This is a genomic window from Lentzea flaviverrucosa, assembly GCF_003350445.1.
GTDB lineage: Bacteria > Actinomycetota > Actinomycetes > Mycobacteriales > Pseudonocardiaceae > Lentzea > Lentzea californiensis.
In genome coordinates this window covers 707,747-719,926 of sequence record NZ_QQAU01000003.1, presented here as the reverse complement: position 1 = coordinate 719,926, position 12,180 = coordinate 707,747, and the positions used below count along the sequence as shown (strand labels likewise).

At 70.6% G+C, this 12,180-nt stretch carries 11 protein-coding genes; 5 read left to right on the top strand and 6 right to left on the bottom strand.

The genetic code is table 11. The features are described from left to right. Positions 1–54: 54 nt before the first annotated feature. Complete coding sequence (locus DFR72_RS13425; protein WP_090062245.1) at positions 55–1,017, bottom strand: Rieske (2Fe-2S) protein; 963 nt, start codon at positions 1,015–1,017, stop codon at positions 55–57. 13 nt (positions 1,018–1,030) lie between these two features. Beyond that, the gene (locus DFR72_RS13420) at positions 1,031–1,957 is read right to left on the bottom strand and encodes a phytoene/squalene synthase family protein (RefSeq protein WP_090062247.1); all 927 of its coding nucleotides are present in this window, start codon (positions 1,955–1,957) and stop codon (positions 1,031–1,033) included. 143 nt (positions 1,958–2,100) lie between these two features. On the opposite strand from DFR72_RS13420, the gene DFR72_RS13415 reads away from it, so the two are divergent. The 4 genes from DFR72_RS13415 to DFR72_RS13400 all read left to right on the top strand — a co-directional run bounded on the left by DFR72_RS13415 (position 2,101) and on the right by DFR72_RS13400 (position 6,466). Continuing rightward, positions 2,101–3,177, top strand: coding sequence for a polyprenyl synthetase family protein (locus DFR72_RS13415; RefSeq protein ID WP_090062249.1), 1,077 nt, complete (start codon positions 2,101–2,103; stop codon positions 3,175–3,177). Between the two features lie 14 nt (positions 3,178–3,191). After that, on the top strand, positions 3,192–4,652 hold the full coding sequence (crtI, locus tag DFR72_RS13410; protein WP_170176259.1) for a phytoene desaturase family protein: 1,461 nt from the start codon (positions 3,192–3,194) through the stop codon (positions 4,650–4,652). Beyond that, positions 4,649–4,900: a DUF3253 domain-containing protein gene (locus DFR72_RS13405; protein WP_090062252.1), complete on the top strand. Its 252-nt coding sequence runs from the start codon at positions 4,649–4,651 to the stop codon at positions 4,898–4,900. The genes crtI and DFR72_RS13405 overlap by 4 nt, the downstream gene beginning before the upstream one ends. Positions 4,901–5,092: 192 nt before the next feature. Beyond that, on the top strand, positions 5,093–6,466 hold the full coding sequence (locus tag DFR72_RS13400; RefSeq protein ID WP_245982885.1) for an alpha/beta hydrolase: 1,374 nt from the start codon (positions 5,093–5,095) through the stop codon (positions 6,464–6,466). Here the strand turns inward: DFR72_RS13400 and DFR72_RS13395 are convergent. The 4 genes from DFR72_RS13395 to DFR72_RS13380 are packed head-to-tail and all read right to left on the bottom strand — an operon-like array spanning position 6,441 to position 10,890. Next, positions 6,441–7,793: a GH1 family beta-glucosidase gene (locus tag DFR72_RS13395; protein ID WP_090062255.1), complete on the bottom strand. Its 1,353-nt coding sequence runs from the start codon at positions 7,791–7,793 to the stop codon at positions 6,441–6,443. The two genes, DFR72_RS13400 and DFR72_RS13395, sit on opposite strands and share 26 nt — an antisense overlap. 18 nt (positions 7,794–7,811) lie before the next feature. Further along, on the bottom strand, positions 7,812–8,699 hold the full coding sequence (locus DFR72_RS13390; RefSeq protein WP_090062256.1) for a carbohydrate ABC transporter permease: 888 nt from the start codon (positions 8,697–8,699) through the stop codon (positions 7,812–7,814). Between the two features lie 4 nt (positions 8,700–8,703). Beyond that, the gene (locus DFR72_RS13385; protein ID WP_170176246.1) at positions 8,704–9,615 is read right to left on the bottom strand and encodes a carbohydrate ABC transporter permease; all 912 of its coding nucleotides are present in this window, start codon (positions 9,613–9,615) and stop codon (positions 8,704–8,706) included. Between the two features lie 18 nt (positions 9,616–9,633). Further along, positions 9,634–10,890 (bottom strand): ABC transporter substrate-binding protein, encoded by a 1,257-nt coding sequence (locus tag DFR72_RS13380; protein ID WP_090062259.1) that lies wholly within the window; start codon positions 10,888–10,890, stop codon positions 9,634–9,636. A 205-nt stretch (positions 10,891–11,095) separates the two neighbouring features. Here DFR72_RS13380 and DFR72_RS13375 point away from each other — a divergent pair, with 205 nt between their 5' ends. Further along, on the top strand, positions 11,096–12,136 hold the full coding sequence (locus tag DFR72_RS13375; RefSeq protein WP_090063513.1) for a LacI family DNA-binding transcriptional regulator: 1,041 nt from the start codon (positions 11,096–11,098) through the stop codon (positions 12,134–12,136). Positions 12,137–12,180: the final 44 nt, after the last annotated feature.

The following is a 12,180-nucleotide window of genomic DNA, read 5'->3' as shown; positions in this document are numbered from 1 at the left end:
CTCGATGGGGACACCATCCTAAAATCGACTCAGAAACGACGCAACTCGGGGTCCTCAGTCCGGGAACTGCCCCTTCCGGCGTAGTTCGTACCGGCGTTCAGCGTAGGCCAGGTCGTCGCGCCACAGCCGTGCCGCGGCCCAGCGCATGACCGGCCGCAACGCCCCCGCCACCGGCTTGGCCAGCGCGAACCCGGGACGCTCCGAGTGCGCGATGGTCGCCTCCACCACCGCGGTGCGGCCGTCACGGATCGGGGTCGCGTGGGTTTCGACGACGCTGCCCTCACCCTCGCCCTCGACGATGTACATCACGACGGTGCGCGGCTCCGGGCAGCTGAACGCGGCGATGACCGGAACACCGACCCGGCCGGCGAGCCGGAACGTCACCTCCACCAGGAAGCGGTCGTCCGAGTCCGTGGGCGTCTCCAGCACGTGCAGGTTCGCGAACGAGTAGGGGTGGAACCACGCGCCGTGCCACGGGTCGAGGCGGTTCGCCACCACGTCCTCGGGGTCGCAGCGGCCGATGAGCGTGGCCACCGCGTCGATCGACCCGGCCGGCGGCCGCTCCGGCAGCACCGGGGCGGGCAGGGGTTCCTCGCCCCCCGCCCGGTCGAGCCGGACCCACACCAGCACGCCGTCGTCGTGCGCGGGGAACGGCGTCCAGGCGCCGAACCGCGTGCCGTCGAGCGCGAGGCCGTGCCAGCGGCAGATCAGTTTCCCCTCGGCCACGGCGCCGTCGCACAGCGGAGCGCCGAGGTGGGGACACGACCCCGAGCCGGCCATGAGCACGCCGTGGGGCCCGCGCCAGAGCACCACCTCCTGACCCGCGATCGTGCGGCCGCACGGCTTGCCCTTCACGACGTCGCGGCTCGCACCGGCGACGAACCAGTTGCCGGACGGCCTCGCGGTGGCGCGCTTGAGCGCCGACTCGATCAGCGCCGGCTTGGCGTCCTGCCACGTCGGCCGCTGCTCGCGCCACGGCGGGCTGTCGTAGATCCGCAGCGGGATCCGGTCGCGCATGGTCTTCCCCTCCTCAGGCCGCACGGGCGAACACCGCCCTGGCCAGCGCGGGCAGGGCGACGGCGAGGCGCCTGCCGTTCGACACGACCACGCGGCGCGACAACACGTCGCAGTCCGCGTGCTCGACGAGGTCGAGGATCCGCCCGTAGAGCCGGTAGGCGGTGAGCACGCACGGCCTGGAACGCGGCGCGAGCATGCCGATGCCCGGCCAGGCCCGTTCGTAGACCTGCCGCGCCCGGCGCACCTGGTCGCGCAGCGCGGCCCGCACCTGCTGGTCGGCCCTGCCCTCCGCCCGCGCGCGCAGCAGCCGTTCCCGGTCGACGCCGAACGCCGCGAGCTCGTCGGCGGGCAGGTACACCCGGCCGCGGTCGAGGTCCTCGCCGATGTCGCGGATGAAGTTGGTGAGCTGGAACGCGACGCCGAGCGCGGCCGCCGCGGGCTCCGCCTCCTCGCGGGGCACGCTGGTGCCGAGCACCGGCAGCACCTGCAGGCCGATCACCGCGGCGGATCCGTGCACGTACTGTTCGAGATCGGCGAATGTGGGGTAGTCGGTGACGGTGAGATCCATCCGCATCGACTCCATGAAGTCCTGGAAATGCCGCACCGGGATGTCGTAGCGGTGCACGGTGTCGACCAGCGCCGCCAGCACCGGGTCGTCCGTCGCCCCGTCCCTCAGCGCGGCCTGCAGGCGTCCGTCGATCGCCAGCAGTGCGGCGGACTTCTCGTCCGGTCCACTGTGGAGGTCGTCGACGACGTCGTCCACCCACCGGGCGAACCCGTACAGCGCGTGCACGGCGGGCCGTTGCTCCGCGCTGAGCAACCTGGTTGCCAGGTAGTAGGTCCGGCCGTGCTGTGCGTTGAGCTCACGGCAGCGCCGGTACGCGTCGCGCAACGCCGGCGCGGTGACACCCGCGGCGTCCAGTTCGCGTTCAGCCGACATCAGCTGTCCTTTCGCGGAGGAGGTTGCTCCACGCTAAGTCCGCGAGTTGCCCTTCGCACAACGGCGGGGTTCATCATGCAGACCCCCTGCGGCGCTGCTTAGCTCGACAAGCCGAACACCGACCCACTCCCGGGGGAACGCCGATGTCGCTGCTGACCAGCGTGGACGCTCGCACGTCGCAGGTGGACGACTTCCGCGTCCTGCTCGACGGCGCACTGCACGACTTCCTGCTCGCCAGGCAGGACCTCGCTCCCGAGCTCGCCGCCGAGCTGCGGGAGCTGATCCTCGCCGGAGGCAAGAGGATCAGGCCGACGTTCGCCTGGTGGGGATGGCGGGCGGGAGGCGGCTCGCCGCCGGTGGACGCCGTGGTGCAGGCGATGGTGGCCCTGGAACTGCTGCAATGCTGCGCGCTGGTGCACGACGACGTGATGGACCGCTCGGCGACCAGGCGGGGCAAGCCGTCGGTGCACGAGTCCTTCGCGGCGCGGCACCGGCGGGAGCGGTGGGCCGCGAGCGCCCGCCAGTACGGCGACTCCGCGGCGATCCTGGTCGGCGACCTCGCGCTGGCGTGGGCGGACGACGCGCTGGTGACCGCCGGCCTGCCCGCCGACGCCCTGAGCCGTGCCTGGGGGCCGTGGCAGGCGATGCGCACCGAGATGATCATGGGACAGCACCTCGACCTCCTCGCCGTCGCAAGGCGTGAGGAGTCGCTGGAGCACGCCGTCCGCGTGGCGGCGCTCAAGACCGCCGCCTACACGGTGGAACGGCCGCTGCACCTCGGCGCCGCCCTCGCGGGAGCCGACGACGACGTCGTGGACTGCCTGCGAGCGTACGGCCACGACATCGGCGTCGCCTTCCAGCTGAGGGACGACCTGATGGGCGTGTTCGGCGACTCCTCGGTCACCGGGAAGCCGGTGGGGGAGGACCTGAGGGAGGGCAAGCGGACGCCGCTGATGTCCATCGCCCTCTCCCGCGCGCAGGGACGACCCGCAGCGCAGAGGTTGCTCCGGCGGTGCCTGGAGAGCGGCACGGTCAGCGACCGTACTGTCGACGACGTGCGCGCCCTGCTCGTGGAGCTCGGAGCCGTCGCCGCCGTGGAGAAGCACATCGAGAAGCTGGCGGGGACGGGCATGGCGGCGCTGGACCGCGCGGCCATCCCCAGCGACGCGCGTCATGAGTTGATGCGCCTCGCTGACCGCGCCGTGACGCGAACGACCTGAGGGGTAACGCAGTGGTGCACGTGGTGAAAGGCCGCACGGACCGAGTGGTCGTGGTCGGCGCGGGTCTCTCGGGTCTCTCGGCGGCGCTGCACCTGCGCGGCGCGGGGCACGAGGTGACGGTCCTCGAACGGCGCCCGCACCCCGGCGGGCTCGCGGGCAGGCTCGACGTCCGCGGCCACCGGATCGACACCGGCCCGACGGTGCTGACGATGCCGGAACTTCTGGACGACGCGTTCGCCGCCGTGGGACACAAGCGCGAGGACCACCTGGAACTGCTGCCGCTGCACCCCGCCTACCGCGCGACGTTCTCCGACGGCTCGGCGCTCGACGTGCACACGGACGCGGACCGCATGGAGCAGGCGGTGCGCGACTTCGCGGGCGACCGGGAGGCCCAGGGGTACCTCGACCTGCGGGCGTGGCTCACGAAGCTGTACGAGGTGGAACGCGACAGGTTCATCGGCGCGAGCTTCGACTCGCCGCTCGACCTCGCGGGCCCCGACCTGGTGAGGCTCGCCCGGCTCGGCGGGTTCGGCTCGCTGGCGAAGGCGGTGGGACGGTTCCTGCACGACGACCGGCTCCAGCGCGTCTTCACCTTCCAGGCTCTCTACGCCGGCGTCGCACCGAAGGACGCCCTCGCCGCTTATGCGGTCATCGCTTACATGGACACCATTGAGGGCGTGTGGTTCCCGCGCGGTGGCATGCGCGCCGTGCCGCAGGCGTTGGCCGACGCGGCCGCCGAGGCCGGGGTCGTGTTCCACTACGGCGTCGAGGTCGAGGAGCTCGAACGGACCGGTCACCGGGTGAAGGCGGTGCGCACGGCCGACAGCCGGTTCCCCTGCGACGCCGTCGTCCTTGCCACCGGGCCCGCCCAGAGCACCCGGCTGCTGCGCGGCGAACCGCGCAGGGTCGTGCCCCTGCGCTGGTCACCGTCCGCGGTCGTCGTGCACCTCAGCTCCGGTCGTGTGGCCGACGACCTCGCCCACCACACGATCTCCTTCGGCGACAGGTGGAACGGCACCTTCGACGAGATCATCCGCCAGGGCGAGTTGATGAGCGACCCGTCGCTGCTGCTCACCACACCCACCCTGACCGACCCCGCGCTGGCGCCGGAAGGCAGGCACCTGCAGTACCTGCTCGCGCCCTGCCCGAACCTCGACGCCGCCCCGCTGCGCTGGGACGCGCTGGCGCACCGGTACGCCGAGGAACTCGTCGACGAGATGTCGGCGCGCAAGCTCCTCGTCGACGCCGAGCCGCTCGCGGTCGTGACACCGGACGACTGGGCGCGGGACGGCCAGGCCGCCGGCACGCCGTTCTCCGCCGCCCACACGTTCGCCCAGACCGGTCCGTTCCGGCCGGGCAACCTGCCGTTCCGCGACGGCAACGTCGTGCTGGCGGGCAGCGGCACCACGCCCGGCGTCGGCATCCCCCCGGTGCTGATCTCGGGCAGGCTCGCCGCGGAGCGCCTGCGGCGGTGAGCACGGTCGAGCAGCGGCTGGAGCGGGCGGTCCTGGACCTGGTCGAGGCCCGCGGGCCGGCGAAGTCGATCTGCCCGTCGGAAGCCGCACGCGCTGTCGGCGGGGACGGGTGGCGCGACCTCATGGAACCGGCTCGCGCTGTGGCACGAGAGCTCGCCGCCCAAGGCCGGGTCGTGGTCACCAGTGGCGACCAGGTGTTGTCACCCTCCGGCGAGTGGCACGGACCCGTTCGCATCCGCCAACCGTGAGAGCGCTTTCCCGCTAGGCCCTGTCCTGCAGGTCTGTTCCATGAGAGTCACGGTCGAGAGTCCCGGAGGCGGGGCCGCCGCGATGCCCCTCATACCGGGCGTATTCGAGCTTTGCGGCGGTGCCGTCTCCGGGGCCCCTCGGCCGCGACTATCGCGAACAAGGCCTGCAGGACAGGGCCTAGGATGTGGATGGTGAGGCGGGCCCTGGCGACATCCCTGGCTGCTGTTGTTCTGGTCATCTCGGCGGGCGCCGCGCACGCCGAACCCGCGAGACCCGTCGCGTGGGTGCCGTGCCCGGACAACCCCGACGGCGAGTGCGGAACGCTGAACGTGCCGCTGGACTGGAAGAAGCCGTGGGGCCCGCGCATCGACCTCGCGATCGCACGCCATCGCGCGACCGACCCGGCACGACGGCTGGGTGTGCTGGTGGTCGACCCCGGCGGCCCTGGTGGCTCGGCCGCGGAGTTCGCGCTCTCCGGCCTGTTCAGCCCGGAGGTCCGCGCCCGGTTCGACATCGTCGGCATCGACCAGCGCGGCACGGGCGGCAGCCTGGCGATCCGCTGCGCGGACCTCATGCCCGGCGGGCCGTCGACCCACCCGCGGGACGAGGCCGGCTTCACCGCGCTGTTGCGGCACAACCAGAACGTCCTCGCGCAGTGCCGCGAACGCAGCGGGCCGATCTTCGACCACGCTGACGGGGCCAGCGTTGCCCAGGACATGGACGCGGCACGGCGGGCACTGGGTGAACGGAAGATCAGCTACTTCGGGCTGTCGTACGGAACGACGTTCGGCCAGGTGTACGCCGAGAAGTTCGGCCGCAACCTCCGGGCGATGGTCCTCGACAGCGTGGTCGACCACAGCGTGGACCTCGGACGGTTCGTGGGAGACCGGGGGGCCGCCTCGGACGACGCGTTACGGGAGTTCGAGAAGTGGTGTGCCGGCACGACCTCCTGCGTTCTGCACGGACAGGACGTCCGCGCGGCGTGGGAGGCGGCCCTCGTCCGCGCCGACGGCGAACCGGGCGGGCGGCAGAGACTGCTCGACGACATGTACTTCGCGTTGCGCGGCCCCGAGTGGGAGTACGCGGCGGACCTCATCACGGGCCGCACGGGGCTGCGGGCCCAGGCCTTCGAACCCAACTACGAGTCGGTCCGGCTGGCCTCGGTGTGCCAGGACTTCTCCCTGCGCATCAGGAACTTCCGCGAGTACGAGCGGCTGCGGGCCGAGGAGCTCCGGCGGTCGCCGATCATGCGCGGCAGCTTCCTCGGCCACGACGAGGCCACCGCGTGCATCGGCGTTCCCGGCCCGCCCGCCAACCCGCCCCACCGCCTCGACCTCAGCGACGCGCCGAAGATCCTCGTGATCAACGCGAGGTACGACCCGACGACCCCGCACGCGTGGGCCGTCGACATCCAGCGCCAAGCGCCGCGCAACGCCGCGTTGCTGACCTACGAGGGATGGGGCCACATCGCCTATCCCCGCAGCGCCTGCACACGCGGCGGGGTCGACGACTACCTGATCGATCTCGAGGTGCCCGCGGTCAGCTGTCCTGCCGTGCCGCGGTGATGAAGTCGCGGTACCAGTGGTAGCTGGCCCGCGGTGTGCGTTCCAGCGTCTGGTAGTCGACGTGCACCAGGCCGAACCGGTGCTTGTAGCCGTGCGCCCACTCGAAGTTGTCGAGCAGCGACCAGCAGAAGTAGCCGCGCAGGTCCACGTCCGCCGCCCGCGCCGCCGCGATGTGGTCGCGCAGGTAGGAGATGCGCTCGGTGTCCTCGAAGCCCTCCACGTCGGGGTAGACGCAGCCGTTCTCGGTGACGTAGACGGGCGGCAGGCCGGGGTGCCGTGCCTTGAGGTCCGCCAGCGCGGTGGTCATGCCGGCCGGTTCGACGGGCCAGCCCATGCCGGTGCGCGGGACGTCCGGCAGCTGCGTCGTGTCGACGCCGATGTCGTGCGCCGTGCGCTTGGCGGGGTCGGGCTCGCGGTGCGGCGCGTCGGCGACGTGCAGCCGGTAGTAGTAGTTGAGGCCGACGTAGTCCAGCGGCTGCCCGATGACCTCCAGGTCGCCGTCCTGCCGGAACGAGAAGTCGCTGATGTCACCGAACATCGACGTCAGCTCGTCCGGGTAGGCGGAGCCGAACAGCGGGTCGGTGAACTGCCTGCGCAGCAGGACGTCCTGGCGGTTCGCGGCGGCGACGTCGGCGGGCGAGTCCGTGACGGGCACGGTGGGGGACTGGTTGAGCACGATGCCGAACTCCTGCTCGGCCAGCCCGTTCGCCCGCATGGACTGCACGGCGAGGCCGTGGCCCAGCAGCAGGTGGTGCACCGCCGCCAGCGCGCCGTGGCCCTCGCGCGCGCCGGGGGCGTGCCGGCCTTCGCCGTAGCCCACGACCGAGGAGCAGTACGGCTCGTTCAGAGTGGTCCACTTCCTGACCACGTCACCGAGTTCCTCGTGCACGATGGCGGCGTAGTCGGCGAAACGGTGGGCCGTGTCGCGGTTGCGCCAGCCGCCCTCGTCCTCCAGCACCTGGGGCAGGTCCCAGTGGTACAGCGTCAGGAAGGGCTCGATCCCCTTGCCCAGCAGCGACTCGACGAGCCGCCGGTAGAAGTCGAGACCGCGCCGCTCGACCTTGCCGTGCCCCTCGGGCAGGATCCGCGACCACGACACCGAGAACCGGTAGGCGTCGACACCCAGGTCCGCGAGCAGCTGCACGTCCTCCGCCCAGCGGTGGTAGTGGTCCGCGGCCACGTCCCCGGTGTCGCCGGACGCGACGGCACCGGGCACCTGGGCGAAGGTGTCCCAGATGGACGGACCGCGGCCGTCGAGCCGGGCGGCCCCTTCGATCTGGAAGGCCGAGGTGGCCACGCCCCAGCGAAAACCGTCAGGAAAGCTCACAGCAGTCTCCAAAGAAAATCAGCCCTTGACGGCGCCGGACATGATGCCGCCGACGATCTGACGGCCGAACAACAGGAACACGGCCAGTACCGGCACCGTGCCGATCGTCGCGGCGGTCAGCACCAGCGTGTAGTCGGTGGTGTAGCCACTGGCCAGGGTGGACAGAGCGGTCTGGACCGTCGGGTTCTCCGGCGTGAGGACGACCAGGGGCCAGAAGAAGTCGTTCCACGCCTGCATGAACGTGAACAGGCCCAGCACGGCCGCCGCCGGACGCGCCGCGGGCAGTGCGACGTGCCAGAACAGCCGCAGCGAGTGGCAGCCGTCCATCCGGCCCGCCTCCAGCAGCTCGTCCGGGATCGCCCGCTCGAAGTACTGGCGCATGAAGAACACGCCGAACGCGGTCACGAGGCCCGGCACGATCACCGCGTGGATCTCGCCGGCCCAGCCGAACTCGGCCATCATGATGTAGAGCGGGATGATGCCGAGCTCGGTCGGGATCGCCTGCGTGCCGATGATGAGCAGCAGCAGGATGTTGCGGCCGCGGAACTTCAGCTTGGCGAACGCGAAGCCCGCCAGCGTCGAGAACAGCACCACCGAGACGGTCACGGTGCCCGCCACCACGATCGAGTTCACCATCGCCAGCGCGAAGTCGGTGGTGTCGAAGACGCGGGCGATGTTCGCGAAGAGGTGCCCGCCCGGCACCAGGACGGGCGGCACGCTGTCGATCGCGTCCGGTGTCTGCGAGGACACCACGAACGACCAGTACACCGGGAAGGCCGACCCGGCGAGGATCGCGATCAGGGCGGCGTAGGTCCACGGCCCCGCCACGCGCCTGGCCAGCCTGCGCGCCTTCGCCGCGGGCCCGGTGGGCGGCGCCGGCGCGGGGCGTTCCAGCACAGCGGTCATGGGGTCACTCCGTCCGGATCCGTTTGGTCACCAGGTAGCCGAGTCCGGCGACGATGACGGTGGCGATGGCCAGCACGACCGCGATCGACGAGCTGTAGCCGAAGTCGTACTTCGTGAAGCCCTGCTCGTAGAGGTACAGCGCGGCGGTCTGGAACTGCCGGTCGGAGCCGCCCGTCGCGGCCGCGGCACCGGGGTTGAACAGCAGCGGCTCGGCGAGCAGCCGCATGTTGCCGGTGGTCGCGATGATCGTCGTGAAGATGATCTGCGGCCGCAGCAACGGGACCGTGATGCGCCAGAACTGCTGGCGGCCGCTCGCGCCGTCCAGAGTCGCCGCCTCGTACAGCGTCGACGGGATCGCCTGCATGGAAGCCAGGAAGATCAGCGCGTGGTAGCCCGTCCAGCGCCACACCACCATCACCGCGATGGCGATGTGCGAACTGGCCGTGCCCGCCTGCCAGTCGATCTGTCCCGCGCCGAACAGGTCCAGCACCCAGTTGACCAGGCCGAAGTCCCGGCCGAACAGCTGCGCGAAGATGATCGTCACCGCCGCCACCGAGGTGATGTTCGGCAGGATCACGCCCATCCGGAACAGCGTGCGGGTGCGGACCTTGCGGTTGAGCAGCTGCGCGATGAACAGCGCGAACAGGATCTGCGGGACCGTGGTGAGCAGCCACAGGCTGAGCGTGTTGCCCATGGCGTTCCAGAAGTACGGGTCCGCCATCAGCTTGACGTAGTTCGCGAACCACACGAACGTCGCCGCCTCGGACTCGAGCAGGTTGCGGTCCTGCAGCGAGACCCAGATCGTGTAGAGGAGGGGGAACAGCCCGAAGACACCGAAGATCAGGAAGTACGGCGCCACGTACCCGTACGGCGCGAACTTCGTGTCCCACCGGTGCCTTCTGGCCGTCTTGTCCATCAAGACCATGTCAGCGCATCACTTCTGGACGTCGCCGACGAACTGGCGCCACGACTCGTCGCCGTTCTGCTTGCCCTGCTCGACGCGCTGCATCGCGTTGCCGATCGCGGTCTGGATGTCGCCCGCCTTCGGGCCCTGGTACTGCGGGTTCAGCTTCTTCGCCGCGTCGGTGAACAGCTTGCCGATGGGGGCGTCGTTGAAGTACGGGTTCTTGTAGTCGACGATCGACGGGTCCTCGTAGAGCTTCGGGGCCGACGGCAGCAGCCCGGCGCTCTTGAACACCTTGGCCTGCTGCTCGGGCGCGGTCAGCCACGCCGCCAGCTCCACGGCCTTGTCGATGTTCTTGCCCGACTTGGGAACCGTGAGGTACGAGCCGCCCCAGTTGCCGCCACCGCCCGGCACGGACGTGACGTCCCACTTGCCGGCGGCCTCCGGACCGGCCTGGTCCTTGATCTTGGCCATCTGCCAGGCGGGGCAGGTCACGGTCGCGAACTGGCCCTGCTTGAAGCCGGTGTTCCAGACGGGAGTGGAGTAGAGCAGCTTCGAGGACAGCCCGGACTGCACGCCGTCGACGACGAGGTCCCAGCCGGCCTTGATCTCCTTGTTCTCGCCGACGACGATCTTGTCGGACTTGTCGTAGTAGCCGACGGACGCCTGGCCGACGATGGCGTTGAGCACGGTCGGGCCGCCGTCGAACCACTTCACGCCCTCGGGCGCCTTCTCCTGGAACTTCTTGCCCGCGGCCATGAAGTCCTGCCAGGTCGGCCACAGCGCGGCGACCTGGTCGCGGTCGGCCGGCAGCCCGGCGTTCTGCAGCAGGTCGCGGCGGTAGCAGATGGCCAGGCCGCCGATGTCGGTGCCGTAGCCGATCTGCTTGCCGTCCTTGCTGAGCGAGCCCTCCCACTTCCACGGCAGCCAGCGGTCCTTGAGCTGGTCACCGCCCTTGGTGTTGAGGTCGACGAACTTGTCCGGCGTGGCCTTGAACTGGTTGATGTAGCCGGTGTCGACCGCCTCGATGTCCGCGGCGCCGCTGCTGGTGGCGAGGTGCGCGGCGAGGTTCTTGTGGTGGTCGGAGTACGACGCGGTGCGGTCCGAGATCTCGACGTCGGGGTGCGCGGCGGCGTACTCCTTGAGCAGCTCGGCGTACCCGAAGTTGCCGAACAGGCCGATGGTCAGCTTCGTCTTGCCGCCGGACGCGGTGTCACTGCCGCAACCGCTGAGCACGACGGCGGTCGCCAGTGCCGCGCAGCCGAGTACGAGTGCTTTGGGGCGCATTTTCCTGGCCTCCGTTGGTTTTTGGGCGCGCTCGACCAGAGATGTGGTTCTCCGGGAAGATTTGTGTGGCGCCTATGACAGCGGTGTTACGCGCCTCCAGTCAAGTAACGAAACGATAAACTGATCAACTCGTGCGGGCGTTTGACTAGGAGAAGTGCTGCTCCTAGGGTCTATGTAACCGCTTACGGTGAAACGGGAGGCCCTGATGGCGACCGGGCGAGAGATCGCCCAGCTCTGCGGCGTGTCCGTGGCGACGGTGTCGCGCGTCTTCAACCAGCCGGAAACGGTGAACGAGGACACGCGCGAACGCGTGCTGCGCGTCGCGAAAGAGCTGGACTACCGGCCCAACGAGTCCGCCCGTGCGTTGTCGACGAAGCAGTCGACGATGATCGGACTGGTCTGGGACACCGACCACCGCAGGCCGGGCTGGCGCCACCCGTACCTCCAGGACCTGCTGATAGGCCTGAAGTCCGCCCTGAGCGCGCACGGCTACCACCTGCTGATGCTCGCGACCAGCGGCGACGCCCGCGAAGTCGGCGCGTCGCTCGCGGACCCGGTCGGCTACGTGAACATGACCCGCCGCCACCACCTCGGCGGCCTCGTCCTGATCGACAGCGGCTCCGACGCCGAGGCCTTCGGCGCCTTCGCCCAGTCCGGCGTCCCGTGCGTGGCGCTCGACGTGGCCATCGAGGGACCCCGGGCCACCTACGTCACGTCCGACAACGCCGGCGGCGCCCGAGCGGCCGTCGCCCACCTCGTCGGCCTCGGCCACTCGCGGATCGCCACGATCACCGGCCCACCCGGCAACCAGCCGTCCGACGCCCGTCTTTCGGGCTACCGCGAGGCTCTGCGGGACGCGGGTGTCGAGCCGCGCGCCGACTACGTCGCCGCCGGTGACTTCTACCGGGCGAGCGGAACCGCTGCCATGCAACGCTTTCTGGCCTTGGACGAGCCGCCGACCGCGGTGTTCGCGTCCAGCGACGAGATGGCGGTCGGTGCGCTGCTCGCCGCCCGTGCGGCCGGGTTGCGGGTGCCGCACGACCTGGCGCTGGTCGGGTTCGACGACATCGAGGTCGCGTCGGTGGTCGAACCGGCGTTGACGACGGTGGCCCAGGACAAGCCCGGGTTCGGGGTGGCGGCGGCCAAGGCGATCATGGCGATGATCACCGGGAGCGGGCCGGACGGGCCCGTGGTCCTTCCGGCTCAGCTGGTGGTCAGGGATTCCTGCGGGGCGCGCCAGGTGTGAGGTCGAGGTGCCGGGCGAGGTCGCGACCGGGTGCGCTCGTGACC